The 20582-nt window shown below is 70.6% G+C and carries 19 protein-coding genes; 7 read left to right on the top strand and 12 right to left on the bottom strand.

What is annotated here, in order from left to right; translation table 11 throughout:
- Positions 1-12: 12 nt before the first annotated feature.
- From AB0I69_RS16090 to AB0I69_RS16055, 8 genes are all read right to left on the bottom strand, one after another.
- Positions 13-1347 (bottom strand): ABC transporter ATP-binding protein, encoded by a 1335-nt coding sequence (locus tag AB0I69_RS16090; RefSeq protein ID WP_363096261.1) that lies wholly within the window; start codon positions 1345-1347, stop codon positions 13-15.
- A 174-nt stretch (positions 1348-1521) separates the two neighbouring features.
- Complete coding sequence (locus AB0I69_RS16085) at positions 1522-2415, bottom strand: class F sortase (RefSeq protein ID WP_363096260.1); 894 nt, start codon at positions 2413-2415, stop codon at positions 1522-1524.
- Between the two features lie 9 nt (positions 2416-2424).
- Positions 2425-3060: a hypothetical protein gene (locus AB0I69_RS16080; RefSeq protein ID WP_363096259.1), complete on the bottom strand. Its 636-nt coding sequence runs from the start codon at positions 3058-3060 to the stop codon at positions 2425-2427.
- 112 nt (positions 3061-3172) lie between these two features.
- Positions 3173-4411, bottom strand: coding sequence for an MFS transporter (locus AB0I69_RS16075; RefSeq protein WP_363096258.1), 1239 nt, complete (start codon positions 4409-4411; stop codon positions 3173-3175).
- Positions 4412-4434: 23 nt separating this feature from the next.
- Complete coding sequence (locus tag AB0I69_RS16070; protein ID WP_363096257.1) at positions 4435-5841, bottom strand: citrate:proton symporter; 1407 nt, start codon at positions 5839-5841, stop codon at positions 4435-4437.
- A gap of 122 nt (positions 5842-5963) precedes the next feature.
- Positions 5964-8204, bottom strand: coding sequence for a molybdopterin oxidoreductase family protein (locus AB0I69_RS16065; RefSeq protein ID WP_363096256.1), 2241 nt, complete (start codon positions 8202-8204; stop codon positions 5964-5966).
- Between the two features lie 120 nt (positions 8205-8324).
- Entirely contained in the window at positions 8325-8942 is a 618-nt protein-coding gene (locus AB0I69_RS16060; RefSeq protein ID WP_363096653.1) for a TetR/AcrR family transcriptional regulator, read from the bottom strand.
- Entirely contained in the window at positions 8942-9661 is a 720-nt protein-coding gene (locus AB0I69_RS16055; protein WP_363096255.1) for a hypothetical protein, read from the bottom strand. The genes AB0I69_RS16060 and AB0I69_RS16055 overlap by 1 nt, the downstream gene beginning before the upstream one ends.
- Before the next feature lie 183 nt (positions 9662-9844).
- Between AB0I69_RS16055 and hmgA the strand changes: the two genes are divergently transcribed.
- The 3 genes from hmgA to AB0I69_RS16040 are packed head-to-tail and all read left to right on the top strand — an operon-like array spanning position 9845 to position 13153.
- On the top strand, positions 9845-11161 hold the full coding sequence (gene hmgA, locus AB0I69_RS16050) for a homogentisate 1,2-dioxygenase (RefSeq protein ID WP_363096254.1): 1317 nt from the start codon (positions 9845-9847) through the stop codon (positions 11159-11161).
- A 60-nt stretch (positions 11162-11221) separates the two neighbouring features.
- Entirely contained in the window at positions 11222-11974 is a 753-nt protein-coding gene (locus AB0I69_RS16045) for a GntR family transcriptional regulator (protein ID WP_363096253.1), read from the top strand.
- A 12-nt stretch (positions 11975-11986) separates the two neighbouring features.
- Positions 11987-13153 carry a type ISP restriction/modification enzyme gene (locus tag AB0I69_RS16040; RefSeq protein WP_363096252.1) on the top strand — a complete coding sequence of 389 codons (1167 nt, stop codon included), beginning with the start codon at positions 11987-11989 and terminating at the stop codon, positions 13151-13153.
- A gap of 66 nt (positions 13154-13219) precedes the next feature.
- On the opposite strand, the gene AB0I69_RS16035 is transcribed toward AB0I69_RS16040, so the two are convergent.
- A complete protein-coding gene (locus AB0I69_RS16035; protein WP_363096251.1) occupies positions 13220-13942 on the bottom strand; it encodes a TetR/AcrR family transcriptional regulator in 723 nt (240 codons plus the stop codon).
- A 45-nt stretch (positions 13943-13987) separates the two neighbouring features.
- Between AB0I69_RS16035 and AB0I69_RS16030 the strand changes: the two genes are divergently transcribed.
- From AB0I69_RS16030 to AB0I69_RS16020, 3 genes are read left to right on the top strand one after another with little or no spacing between them, the layout of a single operon-like run.
- Positions 13988-14950 carry an ATP-binding cassette domain-containing protein gene (locus AB0I69_RS16030; RefSeq protein WP_363096250.1) on the top strand — a complete coding sequence of 321 codons (963 nt, stop codon included), beginning with the start codon at positions 13988-13990 and terminating at the stop codon, positions 14948-14950.
- Entirely contained in the window at positions 14947-15729 is a 783-nt protein-coding gene (locus AB0I69_RS16025) for an ABC transporter permease (RefSeq protein ID WP_363096249.1), read from the top strand. Before AB0I69_RS16030 ends, AB0I69_RS16025 begins: the two co-directional genes overlap by 4 nt.
- Positions 15730-15763: 34 nt before the next feature.
- Positions 15764-16972: a CaiB/BaiF CoA-transferase family protein gene (locus AB0I69_RS16020; RefSeq protein ID WP_363096248.1), complete on the top strand. Its 1209-nt coding sequence runs from the start codon at positions 15764-15766 to the stop codon at positions 16970-16972.
- Positions 16973-17014: 42 nt separating this feature from the next.
- Here the strand turns inward: AB0I69_RS16020 and AB0I69_RS16015 are convergent, their stop codons facing one another.
- From AB0I69_RS16015 to AB0I69_RS16005, 3 genes are all read right to left on the bottom strand, one after another.
- A complete protein-coding gene (locus AB0I69_RS16015) occupies positions 17015-17281 on the bottom strand; it encodes a hypothetical protein (protein ID WP_033286328.1) in 267 nt (88 codons plus the stop codon).
- Between the two features lie 126 nt (positions 17282-17407).
- On the bottom strand, positions 17408-18244 hold the full coding sequence (locus tag AB0I69_RS16010; protein WP_363096247.1) for an anti-sigma factor: 837 nt from the start codon (positions 18242-18244) through the stop codon (positions 17408-17410).
- The gene (locus AB0I69_RS16005) at positions 18241-18783 is read right to left on the bottom strand and encodes a sigma-70 family RNA polymerase sigma factor (protein ID WP_363096652.1); all 543 of its coding nucleotides are present in this window, start codon (positions 18781-18783) and stop codon (positions 18241-18243) included. The genes AB0I69_RS16010 and AB0I69_RS16005 overlap by 4 nt, the downstream gene beginning before the upstream one ends.
- 250 nt (positions 18784-19033) lie before the next feature.
- On the opposite strand from AB0I69_RS16005, the gene AB0I69_RS16000 reads away from it, so the two are divergent.
- The gene (locus AB0I69_RS16000; RefSeq protein WP_363096246.1) at positions 19034-20575 is read left to right on the top strand and encodes a DUF4331 domain-containing protein; all 1542 of its coding nucleotides are present in this window, start codon (positions 19034-19036) and stop codon (positions 20573-20575) included.
- The last annotated feature ends 7 nt before the right edge of the window (positions 20576-20582 follow it).

The following is a 20582-nucleotide window of genomic DNA, read 5'->3' as shown; positions in this document are numbered from 1 at the left end:
CCGTACCGGGCGTCACTCCTCCAGGTCGGGCAGCCGCGCCGGGGCCGGGGAGATCCGTTCGCCGTGCTGGTCGAAGACGAACAGGTGGGCGATGTCGACGAGGAGCGGGACCTGCATGCCGTAGCGGAGTTCGATGTCGGGGGTGGTGCGGACGACGAGGTCGCCGGGGAGGCGGCCCTCGGGTGGCACGGGGTCGGTCTCCGCGTCCGCCGCGTGGTCCAGGACGACCACCGGACCGGCGCGCAGCACGCCCGCGCGTTCCCGCAGCCGGCCCAGGACGCCGCCCTCGCGTCGGCGGCGCCGGACCGGGCGGGCGAGGCGCGGGGCCTCCAACTCCGGTACGACGGCGGGCCGGGAGCCGGTGTTGAAGTGGACGAGGACCTCGTGGCCCTGGAATTCGACGTGCTCGACGAGGCCGCTGATCGCCACCTCTCCGGGGCGGGCGGCGGCGGGCTTGGCGATGCGTACGGCTTCGGAGCGCAGGCCGACGATGACCTCGCGGCCCTGCTGCACACGGAGCAACTGGTGGTCCAGGCACAGGGGTTCGGGCAGCCGGAGGTACTGCTTGCCGAGGCTGATGGTCATCGCACCGTCCAACGGGGCCCGGACCAGGCCGCGCAGGAGGTTGATGCGCGGGGTGCCGATGAAGGCGGCGACGAACACGTTGCGGGGCAGGGCGTACACCGAGCGCGGGGTGCCGACCTGCTGGAGGACTCCGCCGCGCAGCACGGCGACCCGGTCGCCGAGCGACATGGCCTCGGCCTGGTCGTGGGTGACGTAGACCGTGGTGACGCCCAACTTGCGGGTGAGGGAGGAGATTTCGGCGCGGAGGTGATTGCGGAGTTTGGCGTCGAGGTTGGAGAGCGGCTCGTCCATGAGGAACGCGGAGGGGTGGCGGGCTATGGCGCGGCCCATGGCGACGCGCTGGCGTTCGCCGCCGGAGAGCTGGCTGGGGAAGCGTTCGAGGAGGTCCTCTATGCCCAGCATGCGGGCGGTGGCGTCCACGCGGGCGCGCGGGTCCTCGCCGGGGGTCTCGATGCGCAGCGGGAAGCCGATGTTGTCGCGGCTGGTCATGCTCGGGTAGAGGGCGAAGTTCTGGAACACCATCGCCATGTCCCGTTCGGAGGGGGCGAGTTCGTTGGCGTACTCGCCGTCGAGTCTCAGTTCTCCCTCGGTGATCCCCTCAAGGCCCGCGATCATTCTCAGCACGGTCGACTTGCCGCACCCCGACGGCCCGAGCAGGACGAGGAACTCCCCCGGCGCGATGTCCAGCGACAGCCGGTCCACCACACGGGCGCCTCGCGCATAGGTCTTGCTCACATCGTGCAGGGAGATGGCGCGTGTCATGACGAGTGCCCCCGGGGGCTCACTTGGGCGACGGTGCTCCGCGGTCCGATCGCCTCGCACGGGCCGTACGAGGCTTGTGAGTCACGGAAGCTAACGGAATGTGCGCACCCGGGGGAAGAGACCGGACGGGATCGGGCGTGTCGGTCCGGGTGGTGAGAAAACGGACGGTCATCTTCAGCCGGTTCGGGCACGCTCACGGGTCGCGGTGAGGTGGGCGAAGACGACGGTGTTGCCCGCGTAGCCGGTCCTGCGGTCGTAACTGCCGCCGCAGGTGATCAGACGCAACTCCGGGCGCCCGCGGGCTCCGTAGACCTCCCGGTCGGGGAAGTGCGCCTTCTCGTACGTCCGTACCGCGTCGACCGTGTAGACGGCGGTCCGTCCGTCGGCGCGCCGGACCTCGATCAGGTGGTCGGGCTTGAGTTCGCCGAGGCCGGCGAAGACGGCGGGGCCGGTCATGGTGTCGAGGTGGCCGACGGCGACGGCGGTGCCCTGCTCGCCCGGGGAGGGCCCGTCCGCGTACCAGCCCACCCGCTTCGGATCGTCGTCCGGCGGTGCGGACATGCGGTGGCCGCGGTCGAGCCGGAGGGACATGACCGGAGCGTCGACGTCGAGGTAGGGGATGGCGAGGGCGGTCGCGCGGGAGCGTGGGAGGGGGCGGGGTGCGGGTGCCGGGCGGTCGGGGTGCGCCGAGGGCGGGGGTGGCGGTCCGCCGCGGCGGGTCACGGGGCGTGCCGGGGACGGCTGTTGGCCGCCGCGCGCGTCCGTGCGGACGTCCGGGGCCGACGGAGCCGCCGGGGTCGGTCCGGAGGGGTCCGCGCCTCCGGCGCACCGGGCACCGCCGACCATCACCACGACGGTCAGCACGACGGTCCGCGTGAGCCGGTAGGCGCGCGTCCGGTACCAGGGCGGGCGGCGCCGCACCATGCGGGTGGTGGTGCGGCTGGGCGCCTCGCGGCAGTTGCGACCAGCGGGCCGTTGACCGTCCGTGGGCGGTCGCGACCCGTGGCGCAGGCGCACGGTGTCAGCGCCCCGCGCCCCCGTGGGGCGCGGGGCGGTGCTGGAGTTCATCGCATCCGCTCAGGACGCGCCATGGGGACGGCGACGCAGCCGGAACCAGACCACCCCGCCGACCGCGGTCAGGCCCACCGCGGCGGCACCCGCGAGCGGGGACAGGGCCGCGTCCCGGGCCAGCCCGCCGCCACCGGCGGGCGGACCGCCGTTGGGACCGCCCGTGCCGCCGCCCGTGCCGCCCGTGCCGCCCGTGCCTCCGCCGGTGCCGCCTGTGGTGCCGCCGGGCGGCGGCGACGGGCAGTCGACCTGGAAGACCTTGTGCTTGCCCGCGCCGTTCTCGCCGGCGAAGGTCCAGGTCAGCTTGTACATGCCGTTCGGCAGGGTCGCGACGGGCATGGTGTGGCCGGTGCCGGTCGTGAGCGTGATGGAACCGGAACGGGTCGCGCCGCCCGGCATCGACGGCTGGGTCTCGATGGACCAGGTGACCTGTTGGACCGTGTCGAAGTTGAACGCGTCGAGGTAGAAGTCGCAGACCTTCGGCTGGTCGCGCTCGTCGGTGAAGGGCGTGCCCACCTCGTGGATCTTGACGTCGCCGTTGTCACCGGGGGCGGCGACGGCGACGGGCGCACCGAAGGCGACGATTGCCGCGGCGGCGAGAACCGTCCCGGTGGCGGCTCGACGGGGCAGGAATGAGGTCGGCATGAACAGCCCTCCGAATCAGGGGATTATCGTACGAATTGCTCCTTGACCTGATTCCTTGTCACGTTCGACTCGGCGAACGTGGGCGCAGCGCCGTACACACCGTCAGATATCGCTAGATATCGCTCTTCCGGCTCAATGGCGGCCCGGTCCGCCGCACCCCGCCGGAAGCTGCACGCTCCTCGGACGATCGGCCCGGTGAGCGCAGCGCGACCCCGGCCGACAGGATCAGCAGCGCGCCGAGCATCACGAACGGCGCCGCCACACCCGCGACCCCGGCGACGAGACCCGCGGTGGCGGGCGCGGCGACCTGGCCGAGGCGGTTGCCGGTGAGCCGTAGGGCGAGGGCGGTGGAGCGGGCGCCGTCGGGGGCGGCCTGGACGACCGTCGTCATGGAGAGGGGTTGGCCGACGCCGAGGCAGAAGCCGAGGACGGCGAGCATCAGGCCGATGGCCCAGACGGGGACCGGTAGTGCGATGCCCGCGCACAGGACGCCCGCCAGGAGGCAGGTCGCGGTCAACAGTGCTGCCCTGCCCAGTAGTTGGAGCAGTGGGGTCAGGACGAGTCGGCACGCGATGGTGGCCGCCGCGCGGATGCTCAGCAGGACGCCGATCACGGAGGGTGCGATGCCCCGGTGCTCGCCGACCACCGGGAGGTAGGCGGTGAGGATGTCGGTCGCGGACAGCACGGAGAGGCTGACGAAGATGCCCGCGGGTACGCCCCGGGCGCCCAGGATGCTGCGCATGGGCACGCGGTCGCCTTGCTCCGTACGGGACTTGACGGTCGTACGGTCCTCGATGCGCCACAGCGACGTGAACGACACGGCGGCGCCCGCGCCCGCGACGAGGAGGGCGAGCGCGCTGGTGCCGGCCATGTCGGAGCCGCCGATCAGGGCGCCCGCGGCGATGGGGCCGATGAGCTGGCCGAGGGAGGCGCCGATGGTGAAGTGGCCGAAGTTGCGGTCCTGTTCGTGCGGGGCGGACTGGCGGGCGACGAGCGACTGGGCGCCGATCACGAAGCAGAGGTGGCCGAGGCCCATCACGCCGCTCCACATCGCCATCGCCCAGAGGGAGTTGGCGAGTCCGCTCAGTGCGCAGCCGCCGGAGATCAGGACCACGCCGACGGGCAGCAGCGGTGCGCAGCGGCCGTGGTCGGTGCGGCGGCCGAGCGGTACGGCGGCGAACAGCGGGAGCAGCGCGTACACGCCCGCGATGACGCCGATCGCCCGCTCGTCGGCGCCGAGCGCGAGGGCCCGGTAGGAGACGGCGGGGCGAGCCATCGACACCGCCCCCTGCGTGAAGCTGAAGGCGATGACGAGGCGGAGCAGCCAGCCGCGGTTCCTGCCGGGCGCCATGGTGAAGTCCCTTGCCACGTGGGTCAGATGATGCCGAACAGGATTCCTGCCCCGAGGACGACGAGCGATGTCAGGGCCGCCCACTTGACGACGAACCTGGTGTGGTCGCCGAACTCGACCTTGGCCATGCCGACCAGGACGTACACGGCGGGCACGAGCGGGCTCGACATGTGCAGCGGCTGGCCGACGAGGGAGGCGCGGGCGATCTCCAGGGAGGAGACGCCGTGTGCCTGGCCGGCCTCGGCGAGCACGGGGAGGATGCCGAAGTAGAAGCCGTCGTTCGACATGAAGTACGTGAGCGGGATGCTGAGCACGCCGGTGACGAAGGCCATGTGCGGGCCCATGCCGTCGGGGATGTTGTCGACCAGCCAGGTCGCCATGTGGTCGACCATGCCGGTGCCCTGGAGGACGCCGGTGAAGACGGCGGCGGCGAAGACCATGCCGGAGACGTTGAGGACGTTCTCGGCGTGGGCGCCGAGGCGGGCCTTCTGGTCGGGCATGTGGGGGAAGTTGACGGTCAGGGCGAGGGCGGCGCCGAGCAGGAAGAGGACCGGGATCGGCAGCCACTCCATGATCATGGCGGTGAGCAGGGTGACCGTGAGCAGCGCGTTGAACCAGTAGAGCTTGGGGCGCAGGGTCGCGCGGTGGGGGTCGAGGCCCTGGAAGCCCTCGTCGTCCTCCTCGTCGGGCAGTTCGGCGTCCGTGCCGGAACCCGAACCGCCGTTCCGGACCTGCTTGTTGCCCTCACCGCCGCCGGCACCCACGAGCACCGTCTCGGTCTCCGGCTCCTCCACGAGCACCTCGTCAAGCGTCAGCACACCGAGCCGCTTGCGCTCGCGGCGGCCGAGAACGTACGAGAGGACGAAGACACCCAGCAGGCCCACGGCGAGGGCGGGGATCATCGGGACGAAGATGTCGCTGGCGTTGAGCTTGAGGGCGGTCGCGGCGCGGGCGGTCGGGCCGCCCCAAGGGAGCGTGTTCATCACGCCGTTGGCCATCGCGGCGACACCGGTCATCACGACGAGGCTCATCTTCAGGCGTTTGTACAGCGGGTACATCGCCGAGACCGTGATCATGAAGGTGGTCGAGCCGTCGCCGTCCAGGGAGACGATCGCGGCGAGAACCGCCGTGCCGACCACGATGCGCAGCGGATCCGCCTTGCAGAACTTGAGGATCCCTCGCACGATCGGGTCGAAGAGACCCACGTCGATCATCACACCGAAGTAGACGATCGCGAACATGAGCATCGCCGCGGTGGGCGCCAGGCTGGTGACGCCGTCGATGACGTAGTCGCCGAGCTTGCCGCCCTTTCCGACGAAGACGCAGAACAGCGCCGGTATCAGGACGAGCGCCGCGATCGGCGACATCTTCTTCAGCATGATCAGGACCAGGAAGGTCGCGATCATGGTGAAGCCGAGGATGGTCAGCATGAGTGGAACACCTAACGTTCGCCTTTGAACTCCCACCAGGGACGGCAGTCCGATGACGTTAGGTCGCGCAAAGCTGCGTTAACAAGATGTTGACGCGCGAGCAATAAGCGCAAAACTCCAGGTCACAGCGGTGCGGTGAGTGCGGCGACCTCCACGGGCACTCCATTGAGCACCGCGTTGCCCGACAGCGGGTCGAGCTGGCTGCCGTCGAGCAGCTGGTTCACGTTGACGCCCGGATCGGCTGCGGCGTGGTTGAGCCGGGTGCCGGGACGGTCGTGGCCCCAGCCGTGCGGGAGGCTCACCACACCCCGGCGCAGGGCGTCCGTGATCTCGGCGGGCGCGGTCACCTCTCCCCCGGCGCCCTTCACCCGGACCTGCGCCCCGTCGACCACGCCCAGCCGCTCGGCGTCCTCGGGGTGGATGTGCAGGGTGCAGCGGTTGGTGCCGCCGGTGAGGGCGGGCACGTTGTGCATCCAGCTGTTGTTGGAGCGCAGGTGGCGACGGCCGACGAGGACGAGTCCGTCCGCGCGCTCGCTCATGGCCTGCCGGAGCCGGGGCAGGTCGTCGACGATCGGCTGCGGCAGCAGTTCGACCTTGCCGCTGCGGGTCTTGAGCGGTTGCGGCAGGCGGGAGGCGAGCGGGCCCAGGTCGATGCCGTGCGGGTGCGCGAGGAGTTTCTCCAACGACAGCCCGTCCGGTCGTACGCCGAAGCCGTCGCCGTAGGGGCCCAGGCGCAGCATCATGTCCAGCCGTCGCTCGGGGCCGGTGTCGCCGACGAGTTGGGCGGTGACCTCCTGCGGATCGCGGCCGTGGACGGGCGAGTTGGGATCCTTGACGGCCTTGCCGAGGGTCTGGTCGATGACCATCGTGTCGACGGCGGCCGGGTCGGCGCCGTGCATGCCGGTCGCGGCGAGGATCAGCCGGGCGAAGATCTCGGTCTCGGCCATCCGGCCGGGCTCCAGGGGGATCGCGGGGCGGGTATAGCGGACCTGGTTGCGGACGGCGAGGGTGTTGAACGCGAAGTCGTGGTGCGGGCTTTGGGACGGCGGGGGCGGCGGCAGCACCACGTCGGCGTGGCGCGCGGTCTCGTTCAGGTACGGGTCGACGCTGACCATGAAGTCCAGTGAGTCGAGGGCCTTGTCGAGGCGGGCGCCGTCCGGTGCGGACAGCACGGGGTTGGCGGCGACGGCGATGAGCGCGCGGATCGGTTCGCCCTCGGCGGTCGCGGTGTCGATCTCCTCGGCGAGCGCGGACAGCGGCAACTCCCCTTTCGCCTCCGGGTATTGACTCACCCGCGAGTGCCAGCGCCCGAGCGCGAAGCCGCGGCCGGGTCCGGCGGGCCGGGGTGTCCGGTCGGTGGCGGCCTGCGGGAAGAGGGCACCGCCGGGCCGGTCGAGGTTCCCGGTGAGGATGTTGAGGACGTCGACGAGCCAGCTGGCCAGGGTGCCGTGCGGGACCGTGCAGCTGCCGATACGGCCGTACACGGCGGCAGTCGGTGCGGCGGCGAGTTCGCGGGCGAGGGCGCGGATCTCGTCGGCGTCCACGTCACAGGCGTCGGCCACGGCTTCCGGGGTGAAGTCCCGTACGGCCGCGCGGAGTTCCTCGACCCCTGCCACATGCGGGGCCAACTCTCCCAGCTCCACAAGGTGTTCGTCGAAGAGGACATACGTCATCGCGGCGAGCAGCAGGGCGTCGGTGCCGGGGCGGACCGCGACGTGCCGGTCGGCGAGCTTGGCGGTGCGGGTGCGGCGCGGGTCGATGACGGTGAGGGTGCCGCCGCGGGCCTTGAGGGCCTTGAGCTTGCCGGGGAAGTCGGCGGCGGTGCACAGACTTCCGTTGGACTCAAGGGGGTTGGCACCGATGAGGAGCAGGTGGTCGGTGTGGTCGAGGTCCGGCACCGGGATCGCGTTGGCGTCGCCGTACAGCAGGCCGCAGGAGACGTGTTTGGGCATCTGGTCAACCGTGGACGCGGTGAAGACGCTGCGGGTGCCGAGGGCGCCGAGCAGGACGGTCGGGTAGAGAGCGCCGGCCATGGTGTGCACGTTGGGGTTGCCGAGGACGACACCGACGGCGTTCGGGCCGTACCGCTCGACGAGTGGGCGCAGGCCGGCCGCGACCGCGTCGAAGGCCTCCTCCCAGGTGGCCTCGCGCAGTTCGCCGTCCCTGCGCACGAGGGGGCCGCGCAGCCGGTCGGGGTCGCCGTCCACGGCGCCGAAGGACGCGCCCTTGGGGCAGATGAACCCCCGGCTGAACACGTCGTCGCGATCACCTCGGGCGCCGGTCACCCGGGTGCCCTCGATGGTGAGGGTCAGCCCGCAGGTGGCTTCACACAGGGGGCAGATGCGCAGGGCGGTGCGGGACACGGGGCCTCCCAAGGGCTTCGTTGCCTCTTGGCGGCGAGCATACCGACCGGTATGGACGGTGGCGAGGGGGTGCCGGGGGTGACGTCGGAAACTCGCGGCACGTGGACGCCGGGCCGCCGGTCAGTCCAGCACCCGGGCCAGATACGCCCGGAGCAGCTCCCGCGTCTCCCCTATGACCTTCTCGTCGCCCTCCGGAGCGACCCGGAAGGCCAGGTGAACGAGGGCGTCGGCGGTCTCCACGGCGATCAGGAAGACGCGCCGGAGATCTTCGTCGGGCTCGCGGGCGAGGTAGCCGGAGAGGAGGTCGGTGAGGCGGTCGGCGACGCGGGTGTTGGGTTCCGCGTGGCCCGAGCCGATGGGGATCTGGTTGCCGAAGTCGACGAGGGAGAAGCCGGGCGCGGTGCGCTTCATGGCGAGGTACTCGTCCAGAACGGCGTCCACCGCCGCCCGCCAGCCCCCCTCACCCGTCTCCTTCAGGCGCTCGGTGACGCGCTCCGTGTAGCGCTCCAGGTTGCGCTGGGCGAGGGCGTCGGCCATCGCGCGCTTGTTCCCGAAGAAGCGGTAGACCGAGCCGATGGGGACACCGGCGCGCAGGGCCACGGCCCGGGTGCTCAGCGCGTCGTAGCCGACCTCGTCGAGGAGGTCGGCGCAGGCGTCGAGAATCCTGGTCAGCCGTTCGGCGCTCCGCCGCTGCACGGGCGCACGCCGGAGCGATGTCGTGTGGGGCACGGGCCTCATCATGCCTTTCCGCCGCAATCAGGTGAAGCTCGCACCTCAGTACGGATTTGAGTGTCCCTAGCACTCATTCCGGACCCGGTCCGGGCGCCCGTGACACGCGTTCCGGCGGCGCGGCGGATGCCGGTGACGGTGGCGTCCGACGTTCCGATCCCGCTGTCCGTCACTCCGGTACCGCTGTTGGTCGCTCCGGTGCTGCTGCCGTCGGGCGTGGCCTGGGTCGCCGACGCCGTGATGTCCGCCGTGCTCTCCACCGGTTTGCCGTGTACGGCCCACACGGTGCCGTCGTCGGCGTACAGGCGCGCGGTGACGTGATGGGTGCCGTGCGGGACGAGGTCGGCCGCGAGGCGGTACTCGGGGATGCGGAGCCGCGCGACGGTGCGGCCGTCCACGAGGAGGCGGACGGTGCCACGGCCCGCGACCGCGACCGGCTTCACGCCGACGGGCGAGAAACGGAAGTCGTGGACCGTCAGCGTGACGTCCCAGCCGTCGTCGGCGGCGTCGGGCTCCACCTCGATGCCGACCTCCGGGGCGCCCTTCTTGCCCACTTCGCGGTAGTGCCGGCCCTGCTCGTCCGTGTCGTCGAGCACCTTGCCGACCGGTGACGGCGACACCCGGTCGCCCTTCCGCGCATGGGCATCACCGGAGCCGCAGCCCGCCGATCCGGCCAGCAGCAGGGCACAGACCGCGAGCGCGGTGAGAAGTGCGCGCGACCACGACATGCCGGGGAGACTAGAACACCGGTCTGACAGCCGGATCCCCCTGGAGGCTGGTTCTTCGTCTCCCCGAGTCGGATTTTTCGTCTCCGTGGGCCGGATTTTCGGCCGCTCACTCCCCTTCCCCTTGCGCCCGCGAAACCGCAATCCTACGGTGATGCATAGGAATCAGCTGGCTAGGGAGCAGGCATGAGCGGGGACCTACGCAAGACCGCCGAGGGACTGACCTACCTCACCGGTTTCGGCAACGAACACAGCTCGGAGGCGGTGCCGGGCGCCCTGCCCGAGGGCCGCAACGCCCCGCAGCGCGCACCGCTCGGCCTCTACGCCGAGCAGCTCAGCGGTACGGCGTTCACCGAGCCGAGGGCACACAACCGCCGCTCGTGGCTCTACCGCATCCACCCCTCGGCCGCGCATCCGGCGTTCACCCGCGCGGAAAACGGCGGCATCCGTACGGCGCCCTTCACCGAGACGGTGCCCGACCCGAACCGCCTGCGCTGGAACCCGCTCCCCGACCCCACCCCCGGCACCGACTTCCTGGCCGGCCTGTGGACCCTGGGCGGCAACGGCGACGCGACCCAGCGCACCGGCATGGCCGTGCACCTCTACCACGCCGACGCCTCCATGGACCGTGTCTTCAGCGACGCGGACGGCGAGCTGCTGATCGTGCCGGAGCGCGGCGGGCTGCTGCTGCGCACGGAGTTCGGGCTCCTCCATGTGGAGCCGGGACATGTGGCGTTGATCCCTCGTGGGGTGCGCTTGCGTGTGGAGCTGCTGGATGCTTCAGCCCGCGGATATGTGTGCGAGAACTATGGGGCGCCCTTCCAACTCCCCGACCTCGGCCCGATCGGCGCCAACGGCCTCGCCAACGCCCGGGACTTCCGCGCGCCGGTCGCCGCGTACGAGGACGTGGAGGGCCCGGTCGAGGTGGTGAACAAGTTCTGCGGCAACCTCTGGACGGCGACCTACGACCACTCGCCCCTCGATGTCGTCGCCTGGCACGGCAACCATGTGCCCTACGCCTATGACCTGCGCCGGTTCAATGTGCTCGGCTCCATCTCGTACGACCACCCCGATCCGTCGATCTTCACCGTGCTGACGTCCCCGTCGGACACCCCGGGCCTGGCCGGTGTGGACTTCGTCGTGTTCGCCCCGCGCTGGCTGGTGGGCGAGGACACGTTCCGGCCGCCGTACTTCCACCGGAACGTGATGAGCGAGTACATGGGGCTCATCGAGGGCGCCTACGACGCGAAGGCCGAGGGGTTCGTGCCGGGCGGCGGTTCGCTGCACAACATGATGTCGGCGCACGGCCCCGACCGTGAGACCTACGACCGCGCCAGCGCCGCCGAGTTGCGCCCGCAGAAGATCGACGACGGGTTGGCGTTCATGTTCGAGACACGGTGGCCGGTGACGGCGACGACCCAGGCGGCGACCGCCGAGCACCTCCAGCAGGGCTACGACGGCGTGTGGCAGGGCCTGCAGCGGCACTTCCGCCCCTCGCACTGACCCTTCCCCACCGGTTTACGGCCCTTGCACTGATCCCTCCCTACCGGTACGGATGGCCCCGTGACCTCCTTCGCCCCGGACTCGATCGTCCTGAACCGCAAGCTGCCGCTCTGGTACCAGGTGTCGCAGTCCCTGCGCGCCTCGATACTCGGCCGCTCACCCCGGGACCCACTGCGGCTGCCCACGGAGGAGCAACTCGCGGGGCACTACGGCGTCAGCGTGCTCACCATGCGGCAGGCGCTGAAGGAGTTGGAGGACGAAGGCCTGATCACCCGGCACCGCAGGCGCGGCACGTTCATCGAGCCGGACGTCCAGCGGGCCACGCCGGTACGGCTGTTGGGCTCAGTGGACGCGATCGTCGCCCAGCAGTCCGGCATGACGACGGAACTCCTCGACCACGGACCGGTGACCGTGCCGCCCGAACTGGTCGAGTACTTCCCGGACTTGACCGAGGTGGCGGCGTACCACCGCCTCCGCAGCGACGAGAAGACGGGCGAGCCCACCAACCACGCCCGCAACCACATCCGCCCCGAACTGGCCGCCCTCCTCGACCTGGACGACCTGGTCCGCTGGCCGATGACCAAGGTGCTGCGGGATGTCGTCGGCGCGGACATCAGCCGCATCACGGACACCGTGGAGGCCCGCCTCGCCGACCCGGAGACCGCGCGCCTCCTCCAAGTACCGCTCCTCAGCCCGATCCTGCACTACACGGGCATCACCTACGACACACAGGGCAGGGTGCTGGACGTGGCAGTCATCCACTACCGGGGCGACCGTTTCTCCTTCTCGGTCACCCTGGACGCGGCGAACTGACGTCGTCGTACGATGCCCAGCGTGACGCACGACGACGCTCCGCTGCTCGCGGACCTCATGCCGTGGTCCGTCGCACCGATCCGGCTCGGCCGGGGGTGGCCGACGGCACCCGACGCGGCAACCCTGAAAACCCGCTGGGACACCCTGGTGAAGGCCGAAGTCCCGGACCGGGAAGCCCTGTTCGAACCGACGCGCTCACGCACTCTGCACTCGGCGGTGCCCCAGCTCCCCGGCCAGCCGAGCGGCACGGAGAAACTGATCCGGGCCACGGGCCCCTGCCCGGAACCGATCCGCGTCCTGCACGCCCCCTTCGACGAGCAGTGGCTGATCCCCGACCACCGCCTGATCGACGTGGCCAGGCCGGAGTTGTGGCGGGTGGCGGACGAGCGCCAGATCTTCCTGGTGGAAACCCCGGTGGTGGCGGGCACCACCGGCCCACTCCTACTCGCCTCCTCAGTCCTCCCCCTGCTCCGCCCTGGCCGCGTCCGCCCCCTCTACCGCCGCCCCGCGGCCGAGGAACCGAACCTGGCGCCGGGCCTGTTGGACCACCTCGCCACGCACCTCGGCCACTCCCCCACCCCGGCGGACGTCCTGGCCTGGACGGTGGCGACGGCCCGCCCCGGACCTGCCGTACCCCTCACTCGGGACCCCGAACTCTGGTCACGCGGAGTCGAGTTGGGCCACCGCTTCCTCTGGCTGATGCGCCGCAACGGCGACCGCCCGAAACTCCCCGGCGGCCGACGCCCGTACGTCCGCGCCCCGTTGCCACCCCTCCCCCTCACCCTCCACTACGACCGCGACGAGGAGACCCTCCACCTCGACGAGGGCCGCATCTCCCCGGTACCGCCCGAGTCCTGGGACTTCGAGGTGAGCGGGGTGCGGGTACTGGAGCAGTGGTTCACGTCCCGGACGGCGGAGGCGGAGCCGGGCACGCTGGCGGCGATCCGCCCGGGGACCTGGCAGCAGACGTGGACGTCGGAACTCCTGGAGCTGATCACCGTACTGGCACTACTGGCGGAACTACGGCCCCAGCAGGAGGAGTTGGAGGTGACGGATCAGATCACGGCGGCGGAACTGCGCAAGGCAGGCGTCCTTCCGGCACCAGAATGGACTCGCCACCCCGCATCGGTCCTGGACCACCACGAAGAGGGCCCAGAAGGCCAGTTCGCTTTGATCTGACGGCACCTGCAACCCCCCAGGGGCGCGGGGAACTGCGCGCCCAGCCACAACGAGCCCCGCACCCGCCTACGCCCCATCCCCCCGCGGCGCAAACGCGTCCAAAACCTTCCCCAGCGCCATATCAAACACCGCGTCCAGATCAATAGGCCCCGGATCCTCCATGAACGCCGCAGCCATCCGCGGATAAGCCCCACCGGCGATCTGACTCCCGAAGTACGCGATCCGCACCGCGTTCTCCTGCTCCTCGGACCACGGCAACGCCCGAGACCGCTCAGCAGTCGCCAACTCATTGCTCACATACATCGTCACAACCCCGTTGAGCATCCCGACGAGCTGCATCTTCGTGCCGTAGGACGCCTCGACCGGATCAAGACAGGCCAGACAATGCTCCAGATACCGCAGCGCGTTGGGGCTGAACCCATACACCGGTGACATCAACCGCGGCAGCCAGGGATGCCGGTGCATCAGCGTCCGCGTCTGATGGGCGACCCGGACCATGTCCGCCCGCCAGTCCCCCGACGGCTCCCACTCCTCGTGCTCGCCGCTGACCGCGTCAACCATCAGCTCGTACAGGTCCTCCTTGCGGGGGACGTAGTTGTACAGCGACATCGTGCCGCACCCCAGCTCGGCCGCGACATGCCGCATCGACACCGCGTCCAGCCCCCCACCGTCGGCGATCCGCACGGCCGCCGCCGCGATGTCCGCGCGGCGGTACGCCGGCTTCGGCCCCCGCCCCGCACGCTCGGGGCGCGCCCAGATCACTTCGGGTACGGCCGCTCGGTCCGCCATTGATCATCACCTCGACCACCATCCTAGTTACGTACGCCGTACGTAGTGCGCTATGGTCGAACCACGACTACTACGTACGCTGTACTTAGTGAAGGTCTGGAGAAGCGCTTCGGCGCTGTGCACGCCGTGCGCGGGCTGGACCTGGCGGTGGCCGAGGCCACGGTCTGCGGAGTCCTCGGGCCGAACGGCGCGGGCAAGACCACGGCCGTACGGCTACTCACCACCCTGCTGCGGCCGGACGCGGGCTCCGCGCGGATCGCCGGGCACGATCTGGTCCGGGAGGCTTCGGCCGTACGGCGTCGGATCGGGGTCACCGGGCAGTACGCGTCGGTCGACGGCGACCTCACCGGCCGGCAGAACCTGCGGCTGTTCGCGCGGCTGCACCGGGTGCGCGGTCCGGCGGAGCGGGCCGGTGAGCTGCTGGACCGCTTCGGCCTGGCCGAGTCCGCCGACCGGCCCGCGTCCACCTACTCCGGCGGGATGCGCCGCCGCCTGGACCTGGCGGCGAGTCTCATACGACGCCCCGACGTGCTCTTCCTGGACGAACCGACGACCGGCCTCGACCCGGCCAGCCGGAACCAGATCTGGGACGCCGTACGGGACCTGAAGAGGGAGGGTACGACCGTGCTGCTGACCACGCAGTACCTGGAGGAGGCCGACCAACTCGCCGACGACATCGCCCTGGTGGACAAGGGGCGGGTAGCGCACAGCGGTTCACCGGCCCAACTGAAGGCGCTCATCGGCACGTACGCCGAGGTCGTCGTCGCACACGCGGACGCCCTGGCGAAGGCGGCCGGCGTACTCGACCAACTCACCGGCGCCGAGCCGTCGTTCGACCACGAGCGCAACGCCGTCGGCGCGGTCACCGGCGACCCGACGCTCACCCTTCCCCGGCTCGTCCGCGAACTCGACGCGGCCGGCGTGCCGTTGCTCGACGCGAGCATGCGACCGCCGACCCTCGACGACGTGTTCCTCCGCCTCACGGACAGCAAGGAGCGTGCCGCATGAGCACGTTGGCGTACGACGGCAGCGCGATGCTCGGTCGGCAGTTGCGACGGGTGCGGAACAACCCGGCGCTGGTGATCCTCACGCAGAGCATGCCGATCACGATGCTGCTGTTCTTCGGGTACGTCTTCGGCAGCGCCCTCGCGATGCCGGGTGACGCCTACCGCTCCTACCTCGTCCCCGGGTTGCTGGTCGCAACCGCCGCCAACGGGATCATGACGGGCATGTTCCAGGCCGCCCAGGACTCGCACCGGGGCGTGACGGACCGCCTCCGCACCCTGCCGATGAGCAGGGCGGCGGTACCTCTCGGGCAGGCCGCCGCGGACCTGGTCGTCACGGCGGCCGGCACCGTCCCCTTCCTGCTGGTCGGCCTCGCCGTGGGCTGGCGGATCGAGGGGTCGGTGGCCCAAGCCGCCGCAGCCGTGGGCCTGTTGCTGCTGTTCCGGTTCGCCTGCGCCTGGGTCGGCATCCTGCTCGGGCTGGCCTCCCGCAGCGAGGAGGCGGCCGGTCAGCTCGGCAGTGCGACCTTCATGCTGCCGCTGCTGTCCAACGCGTACATCCCGACCGACCGGCTGCCGGGCTGGCTGCGCACACTGGCCGAGTGGAACCCGATCAGCGCGGTAACGACTGCCCTGCGGTACCTGTTCGGCAACTCCCCCGTACCAGCGGGCGCCGCCTGGCCGGTGGCCCATCCGATCGCCGGGTCGCTGGTGTGGTGCGGCGTGCTGATCGCCGTGTTCGCGCCGCTCGCCGTACGGCGGTATGCGCACGGCGAGGGGTGAGCTCCCCGCATGACAAAGGTGCCGGGCGCGGGACATGATCCCCGGCATGGAGCCTCTGCCGCTGCCCCTTGAGGGCGTCACCGTCGTCGCCGTGGAACAGGCCGTCGCGGCCCCCTTCGCCACCCGCCAGCTCGCCGATCTCGGCGCCCGGGTGATCAAGGTCGAGCGGATCGACGGCGGTGACTTCGCACGCGGCTACGACACCGCGGCCGGCGGTCTGGCCTCGCACTTCGTGTGGTGCAACCGGGGCAAGGAGTCGATCGCGCTGGATCTGAAGGACCCGCGGGGTCTGGACGTCGTACGCCAACTCGTCGCCGACGCGGACGTGTTCGTGCAGAACCTCGCGCACGGGGCCGCGGCCCGGCTCGGGCTCGACGCGGCCACGCTGTGTGCGGTGCACCCGCGCCTGGTCGCCGTGGACATCTCCGGGTACGGGGCGTCCGGGCCGTACGCCGACAAGCGGGCCTACGACATGCTCGTGCAATGCGAGGCGGGGCTGGTGTCGGTGACCGGGACGCCGGAGCGGCCGGTGAAGGCGGGGATCCCGGCGGCCGACATCGCGGCGGCCATGTACGCCTTCTCGGGCGTGCTCGCGGCGCTCGTGCGCCGGGGTGCCACCGGGCGGGGCGGACCGGTGGAGGTGTCGATGCTGGACTCGCTGGCGGAGTGGATGGGGCATCCGCTGCACCACGCGATGCACGACGGAACTCCCCCGGCGCGCACGGGACTTGCGCACGCCGTCATCGCGCCGTACGACGCCTATCCCACGGCGGACGGCGGGCGGGTGCTGCTGTCGGTGCAGAACGACCGGGAATGGCGGCGGCTGGCCGAACAGGTCATCCAGAGGCCGGAGTTGGGCACCGACCCCCACTTCGCGACGAACGCGGCGCGGGTGGTGAACCGGGAGCGCACGGACGCCCTCGTCGGCGGGGCGCTGGGTGGGCTGGGTGCCGACGAGGCCGTGGTGCGGCTGGAGCGCGCGGGTGTGGCCTGCGCGCGGCTCAGGGACGTACAAGAGGTGGCGGAGCATCCGCAGTTGGCGGCGAGGGAGCGGTGGCGGGAGGTGGGGACGCCGGTCGGCCCGCTGCGGGCGCTGCTGCCACCCATCACCTTGCCGGGCGGGGGCGAGGCTCGGATGGGTGACGTGCCCGCGCTCGGGGAGCACACCGTGGCGCTGCTGCGTGCCGTGGGGATGGCGGACGTGGAGATCGCAGCACTGCGCCGGGACGGTGTGGTCGCCTGAGCGCGGGCCCCCGGGAACTCCCCGGGGACGCCGAGGACTTGCTCAGCGCCCGCCGAACAGCGAACGGCGCAGTCTGCGCAGTGGCGCGAAGAGCTTGACTCGGCTCACGCGGGTACCTGTGGCGCTGCGTTCCTGCGTGGTGTCGCGTGAGGTCAGCTCGCGCATCAGCGAGGTCGCCTCTGCCGTCTCGCGCTGCGGGACGACTGGGCCGCCCAGCACCGAGAGATGGCGGTCGAGGCGCGAACTCGTCGCGCTGCTCCCGCACGTGATCGCAGGGACCCTTGCCCTGCTGCGCACTATCTGTTCCATGTCACTCCCCACCCGTACGAGTCCACCCGGCCCGGGCAGGGTAACCCTATCGCCCCAACCGAGCACTCGTGTATCGCGGTCACAGGATTCACCTTCCCCGTAAGGGTGTTGACGACGCCTCCTCGATTACTCTCCGAATCCAACCGATTTCAGGGCGAGTTGGACAACTGGCTGCGTTGTGGGCTGCGGTGAGCCTCCGTCGGGCTCGACGGTCACTGCGAGTGATGTTGCTGATTTGTCGAGTCCGGTGGTGACCAAGGGCGTGTCGTCCTTGAAGAGCCCGAGGGAGCGTGGTTGCACATTGGGGCGCATCAGCCACAGTTGACGCACGCGCCCGCTCGGCGGTGCGCCGTATCCGCTCAGGGTGACGACCGCGCGCCCCTCCGCCGCGGAGGCGATCACCCCGATACTCCGGCCCTGGGTGTCCGCTCCGGTGGTCGCGCGGGCGTCGGGAGCTGCGAGAACGTGTGCGATCTCACGTGCCTGTGCCTGCTCGGCCTTCAGTTTGTCCTGGGTCTGGTTCGCCTGCACGGCGAACAGCGAGGCAACGACGAGCGCGGCGGTGGCCGTCGCGGTGGCGAACGGCACGAAGAACGGGCGACGTTGGGGTGCGCGGGCGCGTGACGCGGCCGGCTCCGTGCCCCACACGTGGGCCGGCAGCCGGGGCGTGTACTCCCGCGTCTGTTCCCGCGCGTGCTCCCGCAGCGGCCCGGGTTCCTGCGGGGTGTTGCGGATCGCGGACAGCACCCGGTCGCGCATCGCGAACGGCGGCGGGGCGGCCTCGGACCACGCGAGGCGGACCGCGTCCTCGGCCAGGGCGCGCACCTCGAAGGCACAGCGTTCGCACTTCTTGAGGTGCTTCTCGAAGCGGCGGCGCTCGTCGGGTTCGAGGGCGTCGAGGGCGTAGGGGGCGGCGAGCGAGTGAAGATCTCCCCGGCGGAACAGTCGGGCGAGGATGCTCATGCGACACCTCCCATGCAGTCGCGCAGCCGGGTGAGTCCGTCACGCATGCGGGTCTTGACCGTGCCCAGGGGCAGCGCGAGCCGCTCGGCCACTTCACGGTACGTATAGCCGTCGTAATAGGCGAGGGTGACGGACTGCCGTTGCAGGGCGGTGAGGCGGTCCAGGCAGCGGCGCACCAACTGGCGTTCCAGGCCTGCCTCGACCTCCTCGGTCACCTGGTCGAAGGCCGGGTTGTGGGAGCGGCGGGCCTCGCGCTGCTCGCGGTCGACGGCCGCGCGGGCGCTGCGCACCCGGTCGACGGCCCGGCGGTGGGCGAGGGTGAGGACCCAGGACAGGGCGCTGCCGCGGCCGGGGTCGAAGCGGGCGGCGGACCGCCACAGTTCGAGCAGTACCTCCTGGGACACCTCCTCGGACTGCGCCGGGTCGCGCACCACACGGCGCACCAGTCCGAACACCGGCCCGGACACCAGTCCGTAGAGCTCCTCGAAGGCCTGGTGGTCCCCTCCGGCCACCTGCACCAGGAGTTCGTCCGCCCCCACCCGTCCCCCTCTTGTCGACCGCACGCGGCCCCTCCACTTCGACCGCACGCGGTCTGTCACTTCGCATCCCGTCACACGAGGCGTTCGTAGCGAACGCCCCTCCGGATGGGTTACGGATCAGCGCGCCCAAAACGCGGGTCAAGGGACGGATTGCGGCGCACCAAAAAAGTTTTTCAGGTTCGACCAATCCGCCCCGGCACCTGCTCCGAATCCCCGAGCGTCAGGCAAGTTGGCACTGAGGACGGACGGCATGACACCTATCTCCAGGAGCGGTGCGGGACGCAGGAAGCTCGCGGCCCTCGTATGCGGCGCGCTGGCCACCGGGGGGCTCGCAGCCGCCGGTACGGCCGCGCTGGAACCGGGAGTGGCCTCGGCCTCCTCCCACCGCGAAGCCCCCCTCATCTCGGGGACCCCGCAGTACGACAACACGGACCTGTACGCGTTCGTCAGTCCGGACAAGCCGGACACCACGACGATCGTGGCGAACTGGATCCCGTTCGAGGAGCCCGCCGGCGGCCCGAACTTCTACCAGTTCGCGGACGACGCCCAGTACGACGTGCACATCGACAACAACGGTGACGCGCTGGACGACTTCATCTTCCGCTACACCTTCAACACGCAGATCAAGAACAAGAAGACGTTCCTCTACAACACGGGTCCGGTCACCAGCCTCACCGACCCCGACCTCAACATCACGCAGTCGTACGACATCGAGCTCATCAAGCTGAAGAACGGCAAGGCCGTCCGCGAGACGAAGATCGCCGACGACATCCCGGCGGCGCCCTCCGACGTCGGCGACGCGTCGATGCCTGACTACGCGAAGCTGCGTTCGCAGGCGATCTACAAGACGTCGAACGGCGGCGCGACCTTCGCGGGCCAGGCCGACGACCCGTTCTTCGCGGACCTGCGCGTCTTCGACCTGCTGTACGGCGGCAACCTGAGCGAGGTCGGCAACGACACCCTCAAGGGCTACAACGTCAACACGATCGCCCTCCAGGTGCCGAACGACCTGATCCGGCAGTCCAAGTCCCGTCCGACCGTGGGCATTTACTCCACGACCCAGCGCAAGAACGCGAAGGGCTACTACACGCAGGTCTCGCGCCTGGGCAACCCGCTGGTCAACGAGGTCGTCAACCCGCAGAAGGACAAGGACAAGTTCAACGCGTCCCAGCCCAAGGACGACGCGCAGTTCCTGAAGAACGTGACCGAGCCCGAGATCCCGAAGCTCATCGAGTCGATCTACAAGATCAAGGCGCCGAGCGAGCCCCGCAACGACCTCGTCAGCGTGTTCCTCACGGGCGTCAAGGGCCTCAACACCGAGCAGCCGTACGCGAAGCCGTCGGAGATGCTGCGCCTCAACACGTCGATCCCGCCGACCGCGCACCCCAAGCGCCTCGGTGTCCTGGACGGCGACAACGCCGGCTTCCCGAACGGGCGTCGGCTCACCGACGACGTGATCGACGAGGCGCTCCAGGTCATGGAGGGTGAACTGGTCGGTTCCAAGAACGACTTGGGCGACGCGGTCGACAAGAACGACAAGGGCTTCGAGAAGTACTTCCCGTACGTCGCCGAGCCGACCTCGGGTTCACGCGGTCCGCTCGCCAAGGGCACGACCAGCGGCAGCGACGTCAAGAACCAGCTGGGCAACGCACTCCAGCCGGCCGGTTCGTCCTCCGGCACCGACAACATGATGCTGATCGTCGCGTCGGCGGCCTCGGGCGTGGCCGGAGTCCTGCTGATCGGCGCGGGCATCGCGTGGTGGCGCCGCCGGATGAGCTACCGCCCGTACTAGACCCCCA

The organism is Streptomyces sp. NPDC050508 (genome assembly GCF_040655155.1).
Classification (GTDB): Bacteria; Actinomycetota; Actinomycetes; order Streptomycetales; family Streptomycetaceae; genus Streptomyces.
The sequence above is the reverse complement of the archived record's forward strand: the minus strand, read 5'-3'. Positions and strand labels throughout refer to the sequence as shown.

Coding starts and splice junctions, on each gene's coding strand:
- AB0I69_RS16000 (WP_363096246.1), top strand. CDS start 19,034: ATGACACCTATCTCCAGGAGCGGTGCGGGACGCAGGAAGCTCGCGGCC.
- AB0I69_RS16075 (WP_363096258.1), bottom strand. CDS start 4,411: ATGGCGCCCGGCAGGAACCGCGGCTGGCTGCTCCGCCTCGTCATCGCC.
- AB0I69_RS16070 (WP_363096257.1), bottom strand. CDS start 5,841: ATGCTGACCATCCTCGGCTTCACCATGATCGCGACCTTCCTGGTCCTG.
- AB0I69_RS16015 (WP_033286328.1), bottom strand. CDS start 17,281: ATGGAACAGATAGTGCGCAGCAGGGCAAGGGTCCCTGCGATCACGTGC.
- AB0I69_RS16055 (WP_363096255.1), bottom strand. CDS start 9,661: ATGTCGTGGTCGCGCGCACTTCTCACCGCGCTCGCGGTCTGTGCCCTG.
- AB0I69_RS16040 (WP_363096252.1), top strand. CDS start 11,987: ATGCCCAGCGTGACGCACGACGACGCTCCGCTGCTCGCGGACCTCATG.
- AB0I69_RS16010 (WP_363096247.1), bottom strand. CDS start 18,244: ATGAGCATCCTCGCCCGACTGTTCCGCCGGGGAGATCTTCACTCGCTC.
- AB0I69_RS16085 (WP_363096260.1), bottom strand. CDS start 2,415: ATGAACTCCAGCACCGCCCCGCGCCCCACGGGGGCGCGGGGCGCTGAC.
- AB0I69_RS16035 (WP_363096251.1), bottom strand. CDS start 13,942: ATGGCGGACCGAGCGGCCGTACCCGAAGTGATCTGGGCGCGCCCCGAG.
- AB0I69_RS16025 (WP_363096249.1), top strand. CDS start 14,947: ATGAGCACGTTGGCGTACGACGGCAGCGCGATGCTCGGTCGGCAGTTG.
- AB0I69_RS16080 (WP_363096259.1), bottom strand. CDS start 3,060: ATGCCGACCTCATTCCTGCCCCGTCGAGCCGCCACCGGGACGGTTCTC.
- AB0I69_RS16060 (WP_363096653.1), bottom strand. CDS start 8,942: ATGAGGCCCGTGCCCCACACGACATCGCTCCGGCGTGCGCCCGTGCAG.
- hmgA (WP_363096254.1), top strand. CDS start 9,845: ATGAGCGGGGACCTACGCAAGACCGCCGAGGGACTGACCTACCTCACC.
- AB0I69_RS16020 (WP_363096248.1), top strand. CDS start 15,764: ATGATCCCCGGCATGGAGCCTCTGCCGCTGCCCCTTGAGGGCGTCACC.
- AB0I69_RS16090 (WP_363096261.1), bottom strand. CDS start 1,347: ATGACACGCGCCATCTCCCTGCACGATGTGAGCAAGACCTATGCGCGA.